Source organism: Shimia fortis (genome assembly GCF_040225985.1).
Taxonomy (GTDB): Bacteria; Pseudomonadota; Alphaproteobacteria; order Rhodobacterales; family Rhodobacteraceae; genus Shimia.
In genome coordinates, this window is record NZ_JBBPEU010000001.1 from 17,369 (window position 1) to 40,164 (window position 22,796).

20 protein-coding genes are annotated in these 22,796 nt (G+C 57.3%); 6 read left to right on the forward strand and 14 right to left on the reverse strand.

Annotation, left to right across the window (positions count from 1 at the left end):
* Window positions 1–147: 147 nt before the first annotated feature.
* The 7 genes from WNE31_RS00095 to WNE31_RS00125 all read right to left on the reverse strand — a co-directional run bounded on the left by WNE31_RS00095 (window position 148) and on the right by WNE31_RS00125 (window position 7,586).
* Window positions 148–972 (reverse strand): ABC transporter ATP-binding protein, encoded by an 825-nt coding sequence (locus WNE31_RS00095; RefSeq protein ID WP_349977548.1) that lies wholly within the window; start codon window positions 970–972, stop codon window positions 148–150.
* A gap of 69 nt (window positions 973–1,041) precedes the next feature.
* Window positions 1,042–2,325, reverse strand: a complete 1,284-nt coding sequence (locus tag WNE31_RS00100; RefSeq protein ID WP_349977549.1) for an ABC transporter substrate-binding protein — start codon at window positions 2,323–2,325, stop codon at window positions 1,042–1,044.
* An 88-nt stretch (window positions 2,326–2,413) separates the two neighbouring features.
* Entirely contained in the window at window positions 2,414–3,490 is a 1,077-nt protein-coding gene (locus tag WNE31_RS00105; protein ID WP_349977550.1) for a branched-chain amino acid ABC transporter permease, read from the reverse strand.
* 5 nt (window positions 3,491–3,495) lie between these two features.
* Window positions 3,496–3,750: a hypothetical protein gene (locus WNE31_RS00110; RefSeq protein WP_349977551.1), complete on the reverse strand. Its 255-nt coding sequence runs from the start codon at window positions 3,748–3,750 to the stop codon at window positions 3,496–3,498.
* 4 nt (window positions 3,751–3,754) lie between these two features.
* A complete protein-coding gene (locus tag WNE31_RS00115) occupies window positions 3,755–4,759 on the reverse strand; it encodes a branched-chain amino acid ABC transporter permease (protein WP_349977552.1) in 1,005 nt (334 codons plus the stop codon).
* A 41-nt stretch (window positions 4,760–4,800) separates the two neighbouring features.
* Window positions 4,801–5,616 (reverse strand): ABC transporter ATP-binding protein, encoded by an 816-nt coding sequence (locus WNE31_RS00120; protein WP_349977553.1) that lies wholly within the window; start codon window positions 5,614–5,616, stop codon window positions 4,801–4,803.
* On the reverse strand, window positions 5,613–7,586 hold the full coding sequence (locus WNE31_RS00125; protein WP_349977554.1) for an AMP-binding protein: 1,974 nt from the start codon (window positions 7,584–7,586) through the stop codon (window positions 5,613–5,615). Before WNE31_RS00125 ends, WNE31_RS00120 begins: the two co-directional genes overlap by 4 nt.
* A 196-nt stretch (window positions 7,587–7,782) precedes the next feature.
* Between WNE31_RS00125 and WNE31_RS00130 the strand changes: the two genes are divergently transcribed.
* From WNE31_RS00130 to WNE31_RS00140, 3 genes are all read left to right on the forward strand, one after another.
* Window positions 7,783–9,690: a hybrid sensor histidine kinase/response regulator gene (locus WNE31_RS00130; protein WP_349977555.1), complete on the forward strand. Its 1,908-nt coding sequence runs from the start codon at window positions 7,783–7,785 to the stop codon at window positions 9,688–9,690.
* Window positions 9,691–9,694: 4 nt separating this feature from the next.
* Entirely contained in the window at window positions 9,695–10,399 is a 705-nt protein-coding gene (locus tag WNE31_RS00135) for a response regulator transcription factor (protein WP_349977556.1), read from the forward strand.
* A 623-nt stretch (window positions 10,400–11,022) separates the two neighbouring features.
* A complete protein-coding gene (locus WNE31_RS00140; protein WP_349977557.1) occupies window positions 11,023–11,271 on the forward strand; it encodes a WGR domain-containing protein in 249 nt (82 codons plus the stop codon).
* Here WNE31_RS00140 and WNE31_RS00145 read toward each other — a convergent pair.
* Together WNE31_RS00145 and fdhF are read right to left on the reverse strand one after the other, a co-directional pair.
* Entirely contained in the window at window positions 11,261–12,460 is a 1,200-nt protein-coding gene (locus WNE31_RS00145) for a hydantoinase/carbamoylase family amidase (protein ID WP_463407411.1), read from the reverse strand. The two genes, WNE31_RS00140 and WNE31_RS00145, sit on opposite strands and share 11 nt — an antisense overlap.
* A 120-nt stretch (window positions 12,461–12,580) precedes the next feature.
* Complete coding sequence (gene fdhF / locus WNE31_RS00150; RefSeq protein ID WP_349977559.1) at window positions 12,581–15,358, reverse strand: formate dehydrogenase subunit alpha; 2,778 nt, start codon at window positions 15,356–15,358, stop codon at window positions 12,581–12,583.
* 206 nt (window positions 15,359–15,564) lie between these two features.
* Between fdhF and WNE31_RS00155 the strand changes: the two genes are divergently transcribed.
* On the forward strand, window positions 15,565–16,224 hold the full coding sequence (locus WNE31_RS00155; RefSeq protein ID WP_349977560.1) for a histidine phosphatase family protein: 660 nt from the start codon (window positions 15,565–15,567) through the stop codon (window positions 16,222–16,224).
* Window positions 16,225–16,266: 42 nt separating this feature from the next.
* Here WNE31_RS00155 and WNE31_RS00160 read toward each other — a convergent pair whose 3' ends face one another.
* Complete coding sequence (locus WNE31_RS00160; RefSeq protein ID WP_349977561.1) at window positions 16,267–16,446, reverse strand: zinc-finger domain-containing protein; 180 nt, start codon at window positions 16,444–16,446, stop codon at window positions 16,267–16,269.
* An 86-nt stretch (window positions 16,447–16,532) separates the two neighbouring features.
* Here WNE31_RS00160 and WNE31_RS00165 point away from each other — a divergent pair, with 86 nt between their 5' ends.
* Window positions 16,533–17,465, forward strand: coding sequence for an ABC transporter ATP-binding protein (locus WNE31_RS00165; RefSeq protein WP_349977562.1), 933 nt, complete (start codon window positions 16,533–16,535; stop codon window positions 17,463–17,465).
* A gap of 27 nt (window positions 17,466–17,492) precedes the next feature.
* Here the strand turns inward: WNE31_RS00165 and WNE31_RS00170 are convergent, their stop codons facing one another.
* Window positions 17,493–19,070 (reverse strand): DUF5928 domain-containing protein, encoded by a 1,578-nt coding sequence (locus WNE31_RS00170; RefSeq protein ID WP_349977563.1) that lies wholly within the window; start codon window positions 19,068–19,070, stop codon window positions 17,493–17,495.
* A gap of 150 nt (window positions 19,071–19,220) precedes the next feature.
* On the opposite strand from WNE31_RS00170, the gene WNE31_RS00175 reads away from it, so the two are divergent.
* Entirely contained in the window at window positions 19,221–20,039 is an 819-nt protein-coding gene (locus WNE31_RS00175) for a sulfotransferase family protein (protein WP_349977564.1), read from the forward strand.
* A 117-nt stretch (window positions 20,040–20,156) separates the two neighbouring features.
* Here WNE31_RS00175 and WNE31_RS00180 read toward each other — a convergent pair whose 3' ends face one another.
* The 3 genes from WNE31_RS00180 to WNE31_RS00190 all read right to left on the reverse strand — a co-directional run bounded on the left by WNE31_RS00180 (window position 20,157) and on the right by WNE31_RS00190 (window position 22,640).
* Window positions 20,157–21,140 (reverse strand): adenosine kinase, encoded by a 984-nt coding sequence (locus WNE31_RS00180; protein WP_349977565.1) that lies wholly within the window; start codon window positions 21,138–21,140, stop codon window positions 20,157–20,159.
* Complete coding sequence (nth, locus tag WNE31_RS00185; protein WP_349977566.1) at window positions 21,137–21,781, reverse strand: endonuclease III; 645 nt, start codon at window positions 21,779–21,781, stop codon at window positions 21,137–21,139. Before nth ends, WNE31_RS00180 begins: the two co-directional genes overlap by 4 nt.
* A gap of 61 nt (window positions 21,782–21,842) precedes the next feature.
* Window positions 21,843–22,640, reverse strand: a complete 798-nt coding sequence (locus WNE31_RS00190) for an ion transporter (RefSeq protein WP_349977567.1) — start codon at window positions 22,638–22,640, stop codon at window positions 21,843–21,845.
* Window positions 22,641–22,796 lie beyond the last annotated feature (156 nt).

Here is a 22,796-nt window from a genome sequence, read left to right on the forward strand (position 1 = left end):
CTTTCATCTGCACTCGACCCTGTCTCCGGGCCAACTTGTTGCACGAGGCGCAACTCTCCCTTTGGCAGGCCGTTTCCGCCCTACCCTCGTGTCATTTCGATCTATTTGACCGCTTTGTTCGTCTGCCAGTTTATCTGGCGGACAGGTTCAGCTCAGCCAACGCTTGCGGCGGCGGTAAGAGCGCACGTCGCGGAAGGATTTGCGGCCTTCATCCGACATCCCGAGATAGAATTCCTTCACATCCGGGTTTTCGCGCAATTCCTTTGCCGGACCGTCCATCACGACACGCCCGCTTTCAAGGATGTAACCATAGTTCGCAAAGCGCAGCGCCACGTTGGTGTTCTGTTCCGCCAGCAAGAAAGTAACGCCTTCCTGCTCGTTCAGGTTCTTCACGATCCCGAAAATTTCTTCCACGAGCTGTGGCGCAAGACCCATTGAAGGTTCGTCAAGAAGGATGGTTTCCGGGCGCGACATCAGCGCGCGGCCCATTGCGACCATCTGTTGTTCACCACCCGACGTATATCCTGCCTGCGATTTCCGGCGCTCTTTCAGGCGCGGGAAATAAGTATAAACTAGGTCCAGATCCTGCTGGATTTTCGCGCCGCCGTCGGATCGCGTATAGGCCCCAGTCAGCAGGTTTTCTTCCACGGTCAGGTGTTCAAAGCAGTGACGGCCTTCCATCACCTGAATTACACCGGTTTTCACCAGCTCTGCGGGATCCTGATCCTGAATACGCTTGCCACGATATTCGATGGAACCTTTCGTCACCTCGCCCCGCTCGGAATGCAGCAGGTTCGAAATGGCTTTGAGGGTCGTGGTTTTGCCGGCACCGTTCCCGCCCAAGAGCGCAGTGATACCGCCTTTTGGAACCGAAAGGCTGACCCCTTTCAGAACGAGGATCACGTGGTTGTAGATCACCTCGATGTTGTTGACCTCAAGCAGGGTCTCTTCTGTGCGACCAGCGTCGAGCATGTGAAACGTCTTTCTTGTCGAAGGTTGGGGTCCCGGCCGGCGTGAACCGGCCGGGATGTTCAAAAAGCCTTACTTACACTGAGGCTCGATGTTGTTTTCTGCCGCATAGGCCGCCGAGTCTTCCTCGATCAGCTTGCCGATGACTTCCATGTCGGTCGGCGCGAAGTCCGAGATGAGCGACCAGGTCTGCGTATCCGCATCCCACTGGGTCACACCAACCAGACCGGGGCCGCCGTGGTTTTCACAGGACACGGTGAACGCCGGACCAAAGTTCGGCATGCCAAGCGACGCCATTTTCTCTTCGGTGATTTCCAGAGCTTCCATACCGTCACGCATCATCGCCGGGGTGATGTCTGCGGTGCCGTGGATTTCCTGAGCGGTTTTCGCGGCTTCGGCTGCGAGCATCGCTGCATAGAGACCACGGTTGTAGAGCACGTTACCCACCTGATCGCCAGCACCTGCAGCTTTGCCCGCGTCGACGACATATTTCTGGATGTCGTCAAAGACCGGGAAGTCACGACCAACGTTATGGAAGGTCAGCGCCTTGTAGCCGTCTGCCTTGGCACCTGCCGGGGTCACGTCATGCTCGGCACCCGACCACCAGATACCGATGAAGTTTTCCATCGGGAAACGGATGTTGGCGGCTTCCTGGATGGCGACCTGGTTCATCACGCCCCAGCCCCACATCAGGACATAGTCAGGCTTTTCGCGGCGGATTTGCAGCCACTGCGACTTCTGCTCCTGACCAGGGTGGTCAACGGGCAGCAGGCTCAGCTCGAAGCCGTGCTTCTTCTGCAGCTCTTCCAGTGTGCGGATCGGCTCCTTGCCATATGCCGAGTTGTGGTACACGAGGGCAACTTTCTTGCCGTTGATGTCGCCACCGTTGGTTTCCAGCAGGTAGTTGATCGCGCCCGACGCACCGTTCCAGTAGGTGCCCGGATAGTTGAAGGTGTGGCTGAACACGTTGCCGTTTGCCGCCGAAGTACGACCATAGCCCATCGTGTGCATCGGGATGTCGTCTGCGGTGGTTTTGGGGATCAGCTGATAGGTGATGCCGGTCGAGAGCGGTTGATACACCAGAGCGCCTTCACCCTTGGTGGATTCATAGCATTCAACGCCTTTTTCGGTGTTGTAGCCGGTTTCACATTCCAGCAGGCGGGCGGGAACGCCACCGATGCCGCCGTCGCGCTCGTTCAGCAGGGTAAAGTAGTCTGCATAGCCATCCGCGAAGGGGATGCCGCCTGCGGCGTAGGGGCCGGTGCGGTACGAGAGCGACGGGAATACCAGGTCCGCCATGACGGGGCCTGCGGCCATCAATGCGGTCAGTGCCGCGGTTGCAAAGGTCTTTTTCATCGGGTTAATCCTCCCTTTTGGTTTTCCGATGTTGTGGTCCCGGGGGCTCCTCCTGCCCCCAGTGGGATGAGTTGGCTGGGGCCCCGCCTTAGTGCGGGAAGGGCCAAAGCCGGAGTTTCTGTTTCGTCACGCGCCACAGTTGGGCGAGTCCGTGAGGTTCAAGGATCAGGAACATGATGATAAGCCCACCCACGATCACGAGCTGCAGATGCGCCACAATGTCGGTGGGCCAGCCCAGCCAGTCCACACCGACAACCTTCAGGACCACCGGCAGCAGAACCAGGAAGGCCGCGCCAGCAAAGGACCCGAAGATCGAACCCAGACCGCCAATGATGATCATGAAGAGCACAAGGAACGACTTGGTGATCCCGAAGGCTTCGCCAACCTCGACCGCGCCAAGGTAGACTGCGAAGAACAGGGCGCCCGAGATTCCGACAAAGAAACCCGAGACTGCGAAGGCACTGATCTTGGCCTTGAGGGGATTCACGCCAATGATTTCGGCTGCGATGTCCATGTCGCGGATCGCCATCCATTTGCGTCCGGCCATGCCACGCGTCAGGTTGCGGGCAATCAAGGCACTGACCACCGTGAAGACAAGGCAGAACAGATAGGTTGCCCAAGCTTCGGTGTTGGGGCCGGTCACTTCAATACCGAATACGGTGCGTTCAGGTGCGTTGATCTGGCCCGAGGCCGAGTAGTTGTAGAACCACGAGACGCGGTTGAACATCCACACAAGAAAGAACTGTGCCGCGAGGGTCGCCACCGCAAGGTAGAAGCCTTTGATCCGCAAGGACGGCAGGCCGAACACAACACAGACCAGCGCGGTAATCCCGCCCGAGAGGATGACGTGGAAGAAGATGTTCACTTCCGGAAAGCTGGTCATCAGCTTGTAGCAGGCATAAGCGCCTACGGCCATGAAACCACCGGTCCCTAGTGAAACCTGGCCACAATAGCCCACCAGGATGTTCAGACCCAGGGCCGCAATGGCGTAGATCAGGAACGGCAGCAGGATCGCGTTGGCCCAGTAGTCGTTGATCAGGAATGGAATAACCAGGAATGCCACAAGAAGTGCGGTGTAATATCCCAGCCGATCAAAACGGATCGGGAAGGTCTGGTTGTCGGCGGAGTAGGACGTTTTGAAATCGCCCGCTTCACGATAAAACATTGTATTTAGCTCCCTTGCGCGTGCGCTTTTTCGCGCGCAGCTGCGTCAAGTTGATTGGACTTCTTGGCATAGCCGCTTGCTTCGGCGGCACGCACAAGTTTCAGGTAGGCAAAGATCCCGAGGATGAGACCGGCGAAGGCAAGCAGGGCCGCCATCATCAACTGTCCGTCGGACAGGTCGCGGGAGGTGAGGGCGATGTACCCGAAGGCCCAGAACCCCGACCACGCGATGACATTGAGGATGGCGATCAGCTTGGTCATGCCGCTACACCCTCTCGATGATCTTTTCGCCGAACAGGCCTTGGGGACGGAACACCAGGAAGACCAGCGCCAGCACGTAGGCGAACCAGTTCTCCGTTGCACCACCAACCAGTGGACCCACCCAGAATTCGAACAGCTTTTCACCGACACCGATGATAAGGCCACCCACGATGGCACCCGGGATAGAGGTGAAGCCCCCCAGCATCAGAACCGGCAGGGCCTTGAGCGCGATCAGTGACAGCGAGAACTGAACACCGGATTTGGCGCCCCACATGATGCCTGCGACCAGAGCCACAAAGCCTGCGACCGACCACACCAGAACCCAGATGAAGTTCAGCGAGATACCCACCGAGAGCGCGGCCTGGTGATCGTCTGCCACAGCGCGCATGGCGCGGCCTTGTTTGGTGTATTGGCTGAAAATCACCAGCGCAGCCACAAGGATCACGGCAACAATGGTAGCGGTGATGTCGAGGTTATCGATGAAGAAGCCATAGCCGAACCAGCTATACGTGGCTTCGTCAATCGCGATGTTGATGCCCTGAGGCAGACAGGCGTTGGCGGTCATACAGACGTCGAGTGTCTTGATTTCCGAACCCCACATCAGGTCAGCAAACCCTTCAAGGAAGTAAGCCAAACCGATGGTCGCCATGAACAGGATGATCGGTTCCTGCCCCACCAAGTGGCGGAACACGAAACGCTGTACCGCCCAGGCGAGGAATACCATCACCCCAACCGTAAGCAGGATCGCGATGAATGAATGGATATGCCAGCCGAAGTGATGGATATGCGTTCCAAGAACCGCGTTGATCAGGTGCGAGAACGGCACCTGTCCGTTCTGGATCCCGACAAGCGTCATGGCCGCGAACAGCGCCATCACACCTTGGGCAAAGTTGAAGATGCCGGATGCCTTGTAGATGAGGACAAAGCCCAGCGCGACGAGGGCATAGAGAACGCCTGCCATAAGGCCGTTCAGGAACACCTCCATTGCAAATACGAGTTGTTCAGGCATTCTGCACGCCTCCGGATTTTACATTGGTTTCAATGATTTGATTAGTCATGTGCCACCCCCAGATAGGCGTCGATAACGGCCTGGTTGCTGCGCACTTCGTCGGGGGTCCCGTCGCCGATTTTCTTGCCGTAGTCCATGACGACAACGCGGTCAGACAGGTCCATCACAACGCCCATATCGTGCTCGATCAGCGCGATGGTGGTGCCGAACTCGTCGTTCATATCGAGAATAAAGCGGGACATGTCCTCTTTTTCCTCGACGTTCATACCGGCCATCGGTTCGTCCAAAAGCAGGATCGACGGTTCCGCCGCAAGGGCACGCGCCAGTTCGACCCGCTTTTTCAGACCATAGGGCAGACGACCCACGGGCGTTTTGCGGATGGCCTGAATTTCGAGGAAGTCGATGATCTTTTCCACGGCTTCGCGGTTTTCGATCTCTTCCTTCTCGGCCTTGCCGCGCCAGATTGCCTGCGACAGCAGCCCGGCATTCATCTGGCGCAGACGACCGGTCATGACGTTATCGAGAACGGTCATGCCTTCGAACAGCGCGATGTTCTGGAAGGTCCGGGCAATGCCCTGTTGGGCCACCTGGTAAGGTTTCATAGGCGGGCGCTTCTTGCCCTTGTACCAAACCTCACCTTCCTGCGGGACATAGAAGCCCGAGATCACGTTCAACATCGACGATTTGCCGGCGCCGTTCGGGCCGATGATCGCGCGGATTTCTCCTTCGCGGATGTCGAACGAAATGTCGGTGATTGCCTTCACACCGCCAAAGCGCAGCGTGATGTTTTTCATTTCCATCACCGTCGGGCCGATGGTGCGGCCGTCTTCGGTGACATAGCTTTCCTGGGTGCTCATTCTGCGGCTACCTTTGCGGATTGAGTGGGAAAGACCTTGGCGTCGCGCAGTTGCAGCGTCGCCTTGATCGCGCCCTTACGGCCGTCTTCATAGGTCACTTCGGTCACGGTCGAGACCTCGGGCGAGCCATCATAGAGCGCCTCGACGAGATCGTTGAACTTGTCGGCTACGACGACACGGCGCACCTTGCGGGTCCGGGTCATTTCGCCGTCATCCGCATCCAGTTCCTTGTGCAGGACAAGGAAGCGGTGGATCTGACAGCCCGACAGCATCGGGTCTTCGGCCACGGATTTGTTCACGGTTTCAACATGTTCCTGGATCGTGTCCAGAACACGCGGATGCCCGGCCAGTTCCTGATACGAAGCATAGGCGATGTTGTTGCGCTCGGCCCAGTTGCCAACAGCGGTCAGGTCGATGTTGATAAAGGCCACACAGCGATCTTTGCCGTTGCCGAACAGAACCGCCTCGAGAATGTCGGGATAGAACTTGAGTTTGTTCTCGACATATTTCGGGGCGAACATGCTGCCGTCGGCCATTTTGCCGACGTCCTTGGCGCGGTCAATGATACGCAAGTGACCCGAGTTTTCCTCGAAGAAGCCTGCATCGCCCGTTGCCACCCAGCCCTCGGGATCCTTGGTCGAAGCTGTCGACTCCGGGTTGTTATAGTATTCGACAAAGACGCCGGGCGAGCGATAGTAAATCTCACCATTGTCGTCGATGCGGATTTCCACGTCAGGAGCCGGCACACCAACGGTATCAGCCCGCACTTCGCCATCCGGTTGTACCGTGATGAACACAGTGGCTTCGGTCTGGCCATAAAGCTGCTTAAGGTTGATCCCAAGCGAACGATAGAAATCAAAGATCTCAGGGCCGATCGCTTCACCCGCCGTATAGCCGACACGCACGCGGCCAAGGCCCAGCGTATCCTTCAGAGGGCCATAGACGAAGAAGTTGCCGATGGCATATTTCAGGCGGTCCATGGCGCTGACGGGCTTGCCGTCGAGAATGTCACCGCCCACTTTCTTGGCGTGCGCCATGTAGCGGTTGAACATGTTGCGCTTGAACTTGCCCGCGTCTTCCATGCGGATCATGACGTTGGTCAGCTGGGTTTCGAACACGCGGGGCGGCGCGAAGAAATAGGTCGGGCCGATTTCCCGCAGGTCGGTCATCATTGTGTCTGCCGATTCAGGGCAGTTCACACAGAAGCCGCACCAATAGGCCTGGCCGACCGAGAAGATAAAGTCGCCAACCCATGCCATCGGAAGGTAAGACAGGATTTCTTCGTCCGCAGTCAGGCTGTCGAATTCTGACGCGTTCTTGGCCGACTCGATCACGTTACGGTTCGAGAGCACAACCCCCTTCGGGCGACCCGTGGTCCCCGAAGTATAAAGCATCACGCAGGTGCTGTCGTAATCCAGCTTTTCGCGGCGCTCTTTCAGATCGCTGATGAACTCGTCATGGGCCGCGCGCCCCTGGTTCTGCACATGGCTATATTCGTGCAGTGCATGGTGGTCGTATTTCCGCATGCCGCGCGGGTCGATATAAATCATGTGCTCGAACTGATGCAGGTGTTCCTGAATCTCGATGATCTTGTCGACCTGTTCCTGATCTTCAACGATGGCAAAACGTGCACCGCAGTGGCCAAGAATGTACTCCATCTCTTCCGCTGCACTGTCGTTGTAGACAGGCACTGGCACGGCGCCAACCGACTGGATGGCGACCATGGCTTGATAGAAATACGGACGGTTGCGGCCGATGATAGCGATGAAATCGCCTTCGTTCACGCCCAGATTGATCAGGCCAAGGGCCAGAGCCTCGACCTCTTTCTCGGTCTCGGCCCAGGTCCAGGTTTGCCAGATCCCGAACTCTTTCTCACGATACGCAGCCTTTTCGGCATACAGCGTGGCGTTACGTTGCAACAGCGCCGGAACGGACGCGAGTCCGCCGGTCGCCTGTGACGACTGTCCCAAAATTTAATCCTCCCTTAAGCCCGCCTCCACGGGCCAAAACCGCCAAAGCGATTCCTTCACCTGATTAGGTGCCGTTTCACACTGGTCGTCAACTTTTTCCTGAACATTTCCCAATTCTTACGAATTGTAACAGACTGCTTTTCCGTCTTTTCGCACCCTGATCCCGGTGTTAGCCATGAGATGGGAGGACAGCTTGATGGAGGCAAATTCAGCCACTGCACAGGCCATGACCATTGCCGGCCTTAACCTGATTCAACAGGCGCTGACGATTTATGACAGCGACCTGAAGCTGGTTCTTGCGAACGAACGCTTCCACGACATGTTCAAGCTCCCCAGAAAATACAACATGCCGGGAGCCGATTTCGGTGAGACCATCCGCTATCTTACAGAGCGGGGCGAATACGGGGACATCGACGATATCGATGCCTTTGTCCAAGGGCGCGTTGATCAGGCGCTGGCCTTCGAGCCGCATTATCTGGAACGCAGGATGCGCAATGGACGCTGGATCAGCGTAGAAGGATCCCCCTTACCTGAAGGCGGGTGGGTCGCGGTCTATACGGATATCACCAACACCAAGCGCCAAGAGCAACTGCTGCGCTCGCGATCCGAAGAACTCTCGGACCAACTCTTGCAATATGCAGAAGAGCTTTCAGCGACCAACCGGCAGCTTGAATCCACGGTCATGGCGCTGGAAGAGGCCAAACGGCAGCTGACCAACTCGGAAGCGCGGATGCGGTTGACGGCCGAGATGATGCCCGCCCACATCGCCCATGTCGGACCAGACAAGCATTACACCTATTCCAACAGACGCCTGTCTGCGGTGATGCCCGGCCGTCCTTCGAATATCGTCGGGCACCATATCCGCGATGCGTTGGGCGAATCTGCCTATCTCGCGATCGAGCCACATCTCGAGGGCGCCTTCCACGGCAAGGCGTCGGTATTTGAGTTCAATGACCATCTCAGCACGCGCAGGATCCGTGTGGCGTTTACCCCGGATGGCGGACAAGGCCAGTCGCGCGGCGTCTACATCCTTTCGATGGATATCACTGAAGAAACCCAAACCCGTGTCGCGCTCCAACAAACGCGTCGCCGCGAGATTGCGGCCCAAATGACCAGCGGGTTGGCCCATGACTTTTCGAACCTGCTAACCATCATCCTCGGGATGCAATCCAAACTGCAACGCATGGAGATTCCGCCGGAGGCGCAGGAGTTGATTGAGGCCACGCTGGCCGCATCGCGCCGAGGGGGTACGCTGCTGAACCGGATCGCCGACATGACAGGGCAGCGCGCGCCGGAAATGCAGCCCGTGAACATGAAGGCTTTCCTCGCCGATTTGCAAACGCTGGCCAACCCGACCCTGCCGCCGACGATCAAGCTTACAATCGAGAACGGAATTCCCGATGTGCCCGTTCTGGCAGATCCCGGCATGTTGCAGGATTCCATGGTGAACCTGATCCTGAACGCGCGGGATGCCTGCTCCGGTCATGGGGCCATCACGATCAACACCGCCCTGATCCATGACACATGGCTGCAAATCCGCGTGAGCGACACCGGCACAGGGTTTTCCGAGGAAGCCCTGAAGCGCGCGCTTGACCCGTTCTTTACCACCAAGGGCGGAGAAGGTTCGGGGCTGGGACTGGCCATGGTTTATGACATGACCAAACTGGCGGGCGGCGAAGTGCGTCTGGAAAACACGGTTGTGGGCGGATGTGTCACCCTACGCCTGCCCCTGCGGCGCGTTCATGACGAGACCGCCCCCGGGCTGGTGCTTCTGGTTGAGGACAACCCCGATTTGCGAGGCGTGATCCGCGACATGCTGACCGACATGAACCATACGGTGATCGAAGCCGCCAGTGTCGACGAAGCCCGTGCCTTGTTGGAAAGCGTGCCAGAGATTTCCATGCTTCTGTCCGATATTTCTCTGGAAGGTGAAGCAAGCGGCGTGGACCTCATCAGATCCTTGCCGCCCGATGGCATTCCGTGTTTCCTGATGACATCCTTGCCGAAGACAGATCCCCTTTATATCGAGGGGGCCGCACGGGTGCCGATACTTTCAAAACCCTTCAGCGTCGACCAACTCGACTCATTCCTGCACACGAGGTGACGCCATGACCGCCCCTTTGGTTACCATTCTGGATGATGAGCCGGAAATCCGGTCGATGCTTGCCGATGCTCTAGAGGATGCCGGGTTTCGCACGATGGGATTTGGACGCGCCACGGAATTCGAAGCGGCGCTCAAATCAACGACCCCGGATATCTGTCTTGTGGATCTGGGCCTGCCGGACAAGGACGGTTTAACGCTGGTGCATCGGCTGGCTCTGGAACAGGGCGCGTCGGTCATCATCATATCTGGGCGCGCGCAGGTGCAGGATCGTGTGACGGGTCTCGAGCTGGGAGCGGATGATTACATCATCAAACCATTTGATCCGGCCGAGGTTGTCGCCCGCGTGCGCGCGCGTTTGCGGAAAGAGCGACCCGCCGCACAGTCGAGCAGCAACACAGCCCATTTCAATGGCTGGACCGCCTATTTCGACCGGTATGTCCTTGAAGACGAAACAGGGGCCGAAACCACGTTCAGCCACGCCGAAGGCGAAGTTTTGCGCCTGTTTCTGGACAGCCCGAAGCGGCTCATCAGCCGCGCGCACATGCAGGAAACCCTTGGGGGGGCCGCCGGTGAGAGTTTCGACCGCGCCATGGACGTGCGTATTTCGCGGCTACGGACCAAATTGCAGGAAGACCCCAAGAACCCGCGGCTCATCAAAACGATCTACGGCGCGGGATATATCTTTCTCGGCGATGTCAGCTGGGGCTAGCTATAGCAGGTGCAATTCCGGCAGCGTCCCGTAACGAAGCCGCCTTTTAACACGCAGTTTGGCCGACCGGCGCAGACCTAGAAATTGGCAAAAACGCCAATCACACACAAAATATAGATTTAAGCGCAATATTATGTTATCCTTTTGGGTAAGGAGGATAACATATGACCTATGTTGGAGTCAGAACGGTGCCAAGCACAGTTTGGGTCTCCAAGTTTTTTGGCTACAGACATTCCAACCGGACCACTCTTCGCCGTTTCCCGAACATATGGAACGTTACCAGACGCCCGGATCGCTTGGGGTTACTCAAGGCGGGGCAGTCGCCACTCACGTTTCTGGGGCCGTCGCGTCCGATGCGCAGGCTGCCATGTTGATGTTGCCGGAGCGCATTTTTCCTGAGTGCGCTGGCACTGGGGATCAACAAGACATGTCTTTTCTGTTGCTAAGATACAAGCGTTCTTTTCTCTGTCGGAATGGGGCCGCGACAAATGCAAACGGCTTAAAATAGAAATCCGGGTTCACTCCCGCTGCCCCCGCAGATCCTGATGGCTGTGGGGGCCTTTTTTTGACGATGCAGAAAGGGATCTGTTGCACCGCGATTCGCGCTGGAATAGTCTGAACCTATGGCTGTCTGTATCCTTTATCGTCGAACACGAGCCTCTCGGCCCAGATACTATCGCGTTGAAATCTCTTACAATTTGTTTGAAGAGATTTCTGTTCTGCGGGAATGGGGTTTCACAGGTGGCAAAGGGCGATCCAAGGTTGACCTTTATGGCAACTTGCGCGAGGCCTCGCTGGCGGCCGACCGGTTGCGCAACAAGGCGATCAGACGCGGCTATGCCCGGTCCGATCGTATGCTTGTCAATTTGTAAGCCGCACGACCGCGCCAGCCAGCACGTTCAGGCCCACCACAAGATCTTCTTCCTCGGTGTCCTCGGAAAAGGCATGGCTGATCCCGTTAATGGAAGGTACGAACAGCATGGCCACGGGCAAATGCGCGGCGACATTCGTAGCATCATGCAGTGCACCGGAGGGCATGTCGCGCCACTGGCCCGGAGCCAAGCTCTCGGCACTCTGTCGCAGCGCCTGTTTCAGGCGCGCGTCCATTGCAACGGGTTCAAGCCCCAAAAGCGGTCCGAAGCTGACCTGCAAGCCGTGGTCTTCGGCAATGCCCATTGCCTCGGTCCGAACGATCTCTTCCATGCGGTCAAGCCGTGCCTTGTCGGCATCCCGCCACTGCATCGAAAACACCACCTTGCCCGGCACAACGGATGACGCGTTCGGGTGTAGCGATACATGTCCGATGGTCCAGACAGTTGCGGGGGTCACAACCTCGGCAAAGGCCTCGTTCAAGGAGGTGTTGAATGTGGAAAGGGTCTGAAAGGCATCTTTGCGCAGGTGCATCGGGGTCGTACCTGCATGGTTCTGTTCTCCCTCAAAAGTGATGCGCATGTCCCGGATGCCGACAATATCTGATACCACACCGATTACATCTTCAGACTGGTCCAGCCACGGACCCTGTTCGATATGCATCTCGAGGAACGCCGTGAACCGCGCCGGATCGACGAAGTTCCCCGCAAGATGGGCCATGCTTGAACGCGCCTCGGCGAATGTGATCCCATCCCTGTCGGTCAGGGTGTCAGCCTCTTCCAAAGACAGGGTGCCAGCCCAGATCGCACTGCCTGTGGTGACGCCGAAACGGCCTTCTTCGTCCTGAAAGGACACGATCGACACCGCCGGGCCGTCGTGTTCGCGGGCCGTGCGCGCGATTTCAAGCGCGGCCATCACGCCCAGCGCCCCGTCCAGCCAGCCGCCTTCGGGCTGGCTGTCGGTATGCGATCCCAAGAGCAGGGACGCCCCTTCGGCTAATCCCCAGACAGATCCTACCGGATCGACATGCGGGGTCAGCCCTGCCTCACGGATTTTCTGGATGAGCCATTTGCGCGCAGCGATATCATTCTGCGAAAACGCGGGACGCACAACGCCTTTGCCTACGCCCGAGGCCCCGAACCCGCTCAAGGCGTGCAGATCCTTCAAAAATCTCTCGGGTTGGACAGGCAAGCGCGTCATCGGGTGCTCCTTTTGTCTATCGCTCTTGATGAGATAGTCGAGTCTTGCCTCGAACCGCGCAATGGTGCGGTCGCACGAAGCGCGCCCGCACCCAGGTAAAAATGTCCGAAACTACTCTGCCGCGACTTGTCGTTCGACCTTCTCGACCCTGACAGCCGAGAATTTGAACTCGGGGATCTTGCCATATGGATCGATCGCCGGATTGGTCAGGATATTCGCTGCCGCTTCGACATAGGCGAAGGGCACGAACACCATGTCCTCGGCAATCGCGCGGTCGGCCCGCGCCATGATCTCGATTGATCCGCGCCGCGTGGTCAGCCTCACCAACTGCCCAGGCTCGACCTCCATCATCTTCAATGTCCGTGGATGCATGGAACAGTTGGCTTCCGGTTCGACCGCATCCAGAACCAGCGACCGGCGCGTCATCGACCCTGTGTGCCAATGCTCGAGCTGGCGACCCGTTGTCATGATCATCGGGTATTCATCATCCGGCGCCTCGTCCGGCGGGATGACCGACGCGGGCGTAAAGCGGGCACGCCCTTCGTCACGCGGGAACCCGTCACCAAACACGATGGCCTGACCGGGATCTGTCTCACTGAGCGAGGGATAGGTGATAGATTCTGTCTCAAGCCGCTCCCACGTGATGTTGTTGAGGGATTTCATGTTCAGCTTCATCTCGTTGAACACGTCCGACACATCCGGGTAATTCCAATTCAGCCCGATCCGCTGGGCCAATTCGACGGTGATGGCCCAGTCCTCGCGTGCCTCTCCCGGAGGGGCGACGGCGGGGCGCACACGCTGCACCTGACGATTGGTGTTCGAAACGGTACCGTTTTTTTCGTATAGGGCTGAGGCGGGCAAAATGATATCTGCGTAATTTGCCGTTTCCGTCAGGAAAATGTCCTGCACGATCAGCAGCTCCAGCTTGGCGAACGCTTCACGGGCATGTTCGACGTCGGGGTCCGACATGGCGGGGTTTTCGCCAAGAATATACATGCCGTTGATATTGCCCGCATAGACCTGATCAACGATTTCTGTGACGGTCAGGCCCTTTTCATTCGAGAAATCGTCACTCTCCCAGACTTCGGTAAAGGCATGGCGCACAGCGTCGTCCGTCACCGACTGATAATCCGGCAGGAACATCGGGATCAGGCCCGCGTCTGATGCGCCCTGCACATTGTTCTGCCCACGCAACGGGTGCAGACCCGCCCCTGGTTTGCCAACATTACCGGTCATCAGGGCCAGCGAAATCAGGCAGCGCGAGTTATCGGTCCCGTGGATATGCTGCGAAACACCCATACCCCAAAAGATCAGCCCCGCTTTGCCATTGGCAAAGGTCCGGGCCACACGGCGCAGTTGTTCCGGACTGACGCCGCAGATGTCACTCATCGCTTCTGGCGTGAATTGCGCAAGGTGTTGTTTCTCGGCTTCCCAGTTCTCGGTGTATTTGTCGATATAAGATTGATCGTAGAGACCTTCCTCGACGATCACGTTCATAATGGCGTTCAACATGGATACGTCCGCACCGGGGCGGAACTGGACCATTTCATCGGCAAAACGGCGCAGGCCGACACCACGCGGATCCATCACGATCAGCTTGCCACCACGTTTCGCGAACTGCTTGAAATAGGTGGCCGCTACCGGATGGTTTTCGATCGGATTGCACCCGATCATAATCGCGACATCGGCGTTCTCGATCTCGTTGAAGGTCGCGGTCACCGCGCCGGACCCCACGTTTTCGATCAATGCCGCAACGGAAGAGGCGTGGCACAGGCGGGTGCAGTGATCGACGTTGTTGTGTTTGAATCCCTGCCGGATGAACTTCTGGAAAAGATACGCCTCTTCATTGGTGCACTTGGCGGACCCGAACCCGGCTACGGATTGGCCGCCCTTTTCATCACGCAGCTTCATGAGACCCTTGGCAGCCAGGTCCATCGCCTCTTCCCAAGTTGCCTCGCGGAAATGCGTCGACAGATCGCCGGGATCCACGTTGAGCCCCTTTTCGGGCGCATCTTCGCGGCGGATCAGCGGTTTTGTAAGGCGATGCGGGTGGTGGATATAATCATATCCGAAACGGCCTTTCACACACAGACGGCCTTCGTTGGCGGGGCCATTGATGCCTTCGACATACTTGACCTTGCCGTCTTTCACCTTGAGCGACACCTTGCATCCAACCCCGCAGAACGGGCAGACGCTCTCGGTTTCGCTGTCATAGTCGGCGCTGTCACCCACCTGGTTTTCGTCGACGACCGTGGCGGGCATAAGTGCGCCGGTCGGGCAGGCCTGCACGCATTCGCCGCAGGCCACGCAGGTCGATTGCCCCATGGGGTCCATGATGTCAAAGGTGGGGTAGGCTTCGTGGCCGCGCCCCGCCATACCGATCACATCATTGACCTGAACTTCGCGGCAGGCGCGTACGCACAGTCCGCACGAGATACAAGCGTCAAGGTTCACACGCATAGCCACGTGGCTGTCATCCAGCAGGGGGATACGTCCCTCTTCCAGCTTGGGGAAACGGCTGTCGCTGACACCTGTGGCGTCTGCCATATCCCAAAGATGGCTGGACTTGTCCCGCGCATCTTCACGCGCGGGCTGGTCCGCGACCAGCATTTCGACAACCATCTTGCGGGCATTCGTGGCGCGTGCATTATTGGTGGTGACCACCATGCCATCCTGGGGTTCACGGATACAGGACGCTGCCAGTGTTCGTTCGCCTTCGATCTCTACCATGCAGGCCCGGCAATTGCCGTCGGGCCGGTATCCCGGCGCCGGTTTGTGGCACAGATGTGGGATGACCAGACCACGGCCATTGGCAACTTCCCAGATGGTTTCCCCGGGTTGGGCCTGAACGGTTTCCCCGTCCAGCGTGAACGTAATGGTTTCGGACATGCGTGACTCCATGATTCAGCTGCACCTTACGACGCCCTGTCAGACCCGCGAGTCTCTTAATCCGACAGGGCAAAGCAAATTTGCGCCAAGACCACCTCGTTTGCGGCAGCGCCGTGCCGGGGCGTCATGGCAGGCGCACCGGCAAAAGCCTCTTTCGATTGCCGCGCTTCTGGCTTAGGCATGAGGCGCAGTCAGAGGACGTTCAGATGCCGCATATTACCCTTGTTCGCCATGGTCAGGCAAACACCGAAGCCCGCGATGAAATCTCGTATGATCGCCTGTCCGATCTGGGCCACCAACAGGCACGTTGGCTGGGCCATCACATGGAAACCACCGCGGACAAGTTCCAGCGGGTCTATTGCGGCACCCTGACACGGCATATCGAAACCGCGACCAGCATGGGTGCAGACCGCCACGCCGATATCGTGCGCGACCCGCGGCTGAATGAATTTGCCTATTTCACACTGTCCCGGTTGATGGAGGAACAACACGGCCTGTCGGTGCCCTCGGAACGGGAGGCCTTTGTCGAACACCTGCCAACCGTGCTGGGCGCGTGGGAACGCGGCGAGATCGAAGGTGCCCCCGAGAGCTATGCCGCGTTCGAGGCCCGCGTGCGGGATGCCATGGAAGATGTCGCCGCCGGGCAAGGGCGGGCGCTGGTGGTGACGTCCGGCGGATTGATTGGCATGGTGCTGCGCCAGACACTGTCGCTCGACATTCAGGGTTGGGCCAAAATGTGCCTTGCCATCATGAATACGTCATTGCATCGCTGGCAAATGGTGCTGGACCAACCATTGCTGGTCCAATTCAATGCAGTGCCCCATCTAGAAAGCCCCGACCGACACTTCGCGCAAACCCACCTGTGAGGGGCAACCGAACCAAAAGCCCCCTATTGGGCCGATGCGATCTCAGGCGGCGTCTGCGGCGTCGGCATGGATGTATTTGCAGTCACAATAAGGACATTCGACCCATCCCTGTTCGAGCGGGATCTGCAGATAGACACGCGGGTGTCCCAAGGCGCCTTCACCACCATCACAGGCCACCTTGTAGCTGTTGACGATCTTGGTTTCCGGGGCTGGTTGAGACATTGCGTCGGGTCCTTCTGGTTGCCGTTGTGAACCTGTTTCGATATGGGCGACTATGAGCCATCCAGAGCCACGGAGCAAGAGCCGCCATGACGCAGAACGCCATTGAAATCCGGGGATTGACCAAGACATACCGTGCCGGCAAAGGTGCACCGGAAAAACTGGCCCTAAAGGGGCTGGATCTGGATGTTCCGGCGGGCTCGATCTTTGGATTGCTCGGCCCGAACGGGGCGGGCAAATCCACCACGATCAACATAATGGCTGGCCTCGTGACCAAGACAGCCGGGTCTGTGCGCATCTGGGGATTTGACCAAGATGAAAACCCGCGACAGGCGCGTGCCGCGATCGGTGTTATGCCGCAAGAGCTGAACCTTGATCCCTTCTTCACCCCGCGCGGCGCGCTTGAGGTGCAGGCAGGGCTTTACGGCGTTCCCAAGTCCCAGCGGCGCAGCGATGAAATCCTTGAAATGGTCGGACTGACCGACAAGGCCGAGGCCTATGCCCGCACGCTTTCTGGAGGAATGCGTCGGCGTCTGCTGCTTGGCAAGGCGCTTGTGCACCATCCGCAAATCCTTGTTCTCGATGAACCGACCGCCGGTGTGGACATCGAACTCAGGCAGATGCTCTGGTCCAATATCCGCAAGCTGAACAAAGAACGCGGGACAACAATCATCCTGACAACGCATTACCTCGAAGAAGCCGAAGAAATGTGCGACCAGATTGCAATTATCGACCAGGGTTCTCTTGTGGCCTGCGACAGCACCCAGAATCTTCTGGGCGCAATAGACGCGAAAACACTGGTTATTGATCCCATGTCCCCGGTCGAAGAACTGCCCGAATTTCCGGGGTTAAACGTCGCCCGCCGTGACGGCGGTGCCGTTGCCTTCACCTATCAGGCCAATGATACGACGGCCGAGGATGTGCTTGCCGCCGTGCGCGCGGCGGAAATCCGGATTCGAGACGTCAAAACCGAACAAGCCGATCTCGAAGATGTTTTCCTGAAACTTACATCCTCTCACTAGGCAAGTTGTTCGCCAAGCAACAAGCAATCAGTCGGCAAACAGGTGTTCCACCGCAAGCGCGCGCCCCGCGCGCCCTTCGGATGCGTTGAGAAATCCTGTCATGGCAAGCAGTTGTGCTTCCGGGTCATCACTCTGGCGCAACCGATAGTGGTGTTCGAAATTGCCATCGCGAATCTTGTCGCTTTCATGCACCATGTCTTGGCGGATTGTCGGCAATAGACGTTCCAAAGTTTCCTGCGGCGTTTGTGCCCCGACAAGGCCAATCCTGTTGGCGTGACCGATCAGATAGTCATCGGTAAAGTCGCACTGGATCTCCAACATGCGCGTGCCGGACCTGTCCCCGTAAAAGTCATAGATCAGGTCAAGCGACGACGGATCCAGACAGATAACCATCTGGTCTGCGTTGTAATAGTCGAACAACATCCGCATCAGCGCGCGTCGGTGGCGGGTTCGCTTGCCAAGCGATGCTTCGATCCCCCCGAGATCGGGAAGTGGCGTGCTCTCTTCATTGAACAGATACGCCATGCACGGCAGATCGGTTTCTCGCTGGATCGAGGCCAACAGACGCTTGGCCACGTGCCACTTTTTGCAGACGATGATTTTCAGTTCGCGATTGCGACCGAAAGCCGATTCCGTTTCCCAGAAACGGCTCGCGAACCGGCGACCAATCCGGCCCCGCCCTGTCAGGAATCGAAACAGGCTGGGTCCCTCGCCGGAAATCTGGAAGCGCACGCCTGTTGCGGCAAACAGGTTGCCCAACCGTTCCTTGAGTTCCAACGCCTCGGGGCTGATCTTGCGCGCGAACAGGTAGTCCTGATTGAGCAACAAATCATAATGGTCGTTATAGAAAGTCAACGGCATCCCATAATCGGTGAACATCAGGAATGTCAGCGTGCGCGTGCGGATTTCCGTTTCAGGAATCAGATGGCGCACGATAGTCTGGAAAAATGTCTCGTCCGGGATCCAGGTCGTGCGAAAAAAGCGCATCACGTCCTTGCGTTGCCGCGTAAAGTCCAGAACGGCTTCAATCGTCTGGCGGCGCAGACACCACCATTGCGACCCGATCTGAACCTGAATGTCCGCGGGGATGTCCCGGGTCAGCCCCAAACGTTTCTGCACGTTGAACATCGCATAGAAACGCCGTCTTTGGGTGCGCTCGTTGAAAAAATGGCGGTAGATCAGCCGCTCTTCCTTCCAGCCGGTCTTGATCCAGTCGCTTTCGAAATAGTCAAAGCTCTCGATGAAATCGACGTCGTGGTCATCAAGATAGTCATGTACGAAATCTGCCGTTTTGATCGGCATACAATCCCCGGACAACATGTAAAAATGTGTCGCGCGCGGAAAACTCTCGACTGCTGCCTCGACCGCATAGAGCGTTGCTTGCACAAGGCTCCATGCACCCCAACCGCATTTGATGCGTTTCCTTGAAAATACGACATTCGGATTGCCCGAGAGGGCATCTTGAATCAGATCGAAATGCTCGCGTTTCGCGCGTGCATCAAAGTGAATCGCGATATAGTCACCTGCAGCCGTCAGGCGTTGCGCCTGAAGAATGATCGCTTCGGGGTCCTTGTGGCAGAGCAGAATGAACGCGATTTTTGCCATTTTGGAAACCGTTGCCTCGTTCTTGTCTTGATTGTTTATTTTGATAATGCTGAACGGGCGTTGAATAAACAGCATTTCTTTGCTTTTTTGTAGCGAATTCAAACTGTGGCCGAATAACTCAGGACCACAGACCAACGGAGGCAGTATTTCATGGGATTTCCCGGCACCTGGATGACCGAGAGCGAAAGCGTTGTTTATCGCGTGGTTCCCAAATGCGCCTGCTCGACCATCGGGCAGATCATGTATTATTCCGATCAAGGCGAATTTTTTAACGGTGACATTCACGACGCGACCGGAGGCATGCACAAATGGGCGTTGGAAAGCAGCCAGGACCCGATCACGCGCAACGTGCAGTCACACAAATCCTATGCGTTCACCTGTGTACGCAACCCCTATACCCGCATCCTGAGTTCGTTTTTCGACAAAATCTGTGGGATTCAGCGCAACGGAAAACGGTATCGCGGCAACCTTGTCCCGACCTTAATCCAGAAATACGGAATTGAGGTGGGCGGCGATGACGGCAAACAGGAGTTTGACCAAATCCGCAGCTTCCGGCGGTTTTTGCTGTTCGCCCGCGACACCATTCGCTGGCGCCGCCCCATGGACCCCGACATTCACTGGTCCGCAATGTCAGGGCATGTATCCACCTTCATCGTGAATGGCGGGCAATACGACAACATCTTCTGGACGGAAAAATTCAACGATGGCATGCAATCCGTGCTCGACCATATCGAAACGCCTCATGCCGTGGACCTGAGTGCGATTCCTCGCTTCAATGAATCCGAAGGGCATGGCCCAAAACGCGCCCATCCGGTCGAGGACTACTTCGACGATCTGTCGATGCATCTGGTGTATGAAATCTACAAACGGGATTTTGACCTGTTCAAATATGATTTCGAGGATCCATCGAACAAGATGCCGATTGGCGAAATCGACCTTGACGAAGTGCACGCCAAGCTTGGCGACTAACCCCGCCCGCGCCCCGCGCGGATTAGTCCTTTTCTTGGGATAATTACCTCAGAGCGCGAGGCAACGCTTCGCACCCGCGCGCCTTGCGCGCAAATCCTACGCGCCGCTGGCGTCCGATCAGATCAGCCCGGCCTGTTTAAACAGGGTCTTCACGTCAGTTTCGGGACGTGCCCCATAGTGACCGATCACTTCTGCCGCCGCGACACAGCCCATCCGGCCCGAGACTTCGAGACTCTGTCCGGTGGCCACACCATAGAGGAACCCAGTGGCGAACTGATCGCCCGCCCCGGTGGCATCCACGGGCACTACCTCGTTCACCGGCACTACGGCCTCTTCGTCGCCCCGGACCAATACCACATCATGACCAGACCGCGTACAGACCACGATGCCCGCATCATTTGCGGCTTGTTCCAACGCTGAAGACAGATCCGTCTGATACAAAGACTGCCACTCATGTTCGTTGCCGATCACGAAATCCAGTTCTTTCACAAGACGGCGGAAATCCTCTCTGTGACGCTCGACACAGAACGGATCGGACAAGGCGATGCCGGCTTTGCCACCGCCGGCGCGACACAAGCGTGCGGCTGCTTCAAAGGCCTCTTTGCCTTTCGGCTTGTCGTAGAGGTAGCCCTCGAGAAACAACAACTGCGCCTTACCAGCCACGTCGTCCGGGACGTCATCAGGCCCAAGCTCAGCCGAAATCCCAAGATAGGTATTCATCGAGCGTTCACCGTCCGGAGACACAAAGATCATGGACCGCGACGTGGGCAATTCCCCGCCCGGCACGGGGGGATTCACAAAATCGGTGCCGTCGGCCTGCATTTCAGCGGCATAGAATTTGCCCAGCGCGTCGTCATGCACACGCCCGATAAAGGCGGTCGACAGACCAAGGCTGCCTAGTCCGGCAATTGTATTTGCCACGGACCCGCCGGGAGCCTGAGTGCGGTTGGTCATCCCGGCATAAAGCATCTCGCCGCGTTCGCGTTCGACGAGTTGCATGATCCCTTTCTGGATGCCCATCAGGTCAAGGAACGAGTCGTCCGACTGGGAAATCACGTCAACGATGGCGTTGCCGATGCCGACAACCTGATACTGACTCATAGGTTCTTGTCCTCGAATTCACATAGATCGCGGATCAGGCAGGTTCCGCAAAGGGGTTTACGGGCCTTACAGACATAGCGGCCGTGTAGGATCATCCAATGATGGGCGTGCAACTGGAAATCAACCGGTATGTTGTCCTCGATTGCCCGTTCCACAGCGACAACATCTTTGCCCGGACAGACACCGGAACGGTTGCCGAACCGGAAAATATGGGTATCCACGGCCTGGGCCGGATGACCCCACCACATGTTCAACACAACGTTGGCTGTCTTGCGCCCGACACCCGGCAAACCTTCAAGCGCCGCGCGCGAGCAAGGTACCTCGCCGGCATATTCCTCAACTAGAATTTTCGAGAGCTTCATCACATTCTTGGCCTTGTTGCGGTAAAGGCCGATGGTCTTGATATGCTCGATGAGTTGCTCTTCGCCAAGGTCGAGCATCTTCTGGGGCGTATCCGCCACTTTGAAAAGCTCTGCCGTGGCGCGGTTCACGCCTTTGTCTGTGGCCTGCGCTGACAAGGCCACCGCGACCACCAGCGTATAGGCATTGACGTGGTCCAGCTCGCCCTTGGGTGCGGGTTCCGCCTGTTGAAACCGCGCAAAAATTTCACGGATCGTATGGTATTTAAGTTGCTTGGCCATAATGGCGGTATGCCTGTTGCCACGTCAGGCGGCAAGGGGCCATTCCGTCATTGGCTCGTGATTACCTGTCAGAACCAGTCTTTGACTCGGACTGCGCTTTCAACAAGCCTTCAATCTCGCTCAGCCGCGAAAGAACCTCGTCCCGGTAGTTGCCGGTCAACTCGTCCGCTTCGACATTATGGGCGTCCTGCATCGAGTTCACCACCAGGCCCACAACGAGGTTAAGAATGATAAACGTCGTCGCCAGGATAAAGGGCACAAAAAACGCCCATGCATAGGGATAAGTTTCCATAACCGGACGCACGATTCCCATGGACCAGCTTTCCAGCGTCATGATCTGGAACAACGAATACATCGATTTTCCCAAGGTGCCGAACCAATCGGGGAAGGCCGCACCGAAAAGCTTGGTCGCCATCACCGCACCGATATAGAAAATAAGTCCCATCAGCATGAAAACCGACCCCATTCCAGGCAGGGCATTTAACAGTCCCTCAATCACCCTCCGCAAAGACGGGGCCACCGAGACAACCCGCAACAGTCGCAGGATGCGCAATGCACGCAGCACTGAGAAGGTCTGCGCTGCGGGGATCAACGATATGGCGACAATCGTGAAATCGAAGAGGTTCCATCCATCGCGAAAGAACCTGCCGCGATGCACAAATAATTTCGCCGTGATCTCGACCACGAAAATGGCAAGACACAGCTTGTCCAGACCAATGATGACGGGTCCGAACGCGTCCATGATCTCGGCCGATGTCTCTAGCCCGAGGATTACCGCGTTGAAAAGAATAACCCCCAGAATGAAATTGCGGACCAGAGGGCGGTCCAGAATATCGGCAAGCCTGTCGCGCAAAGACATGTGGTGCGAGTCCCCGTTGTGTTGCATGCGGCGCTATATGGGTATCTGTCGGCTGTAGGACAACCGTATTCCTCGCCGCTGACGCCTGAATAGAAACGAAAAATGCCTCACGTCTTCTTTTCAGGGGAGATGATGAGAATTGCGCAATTTTCGGGT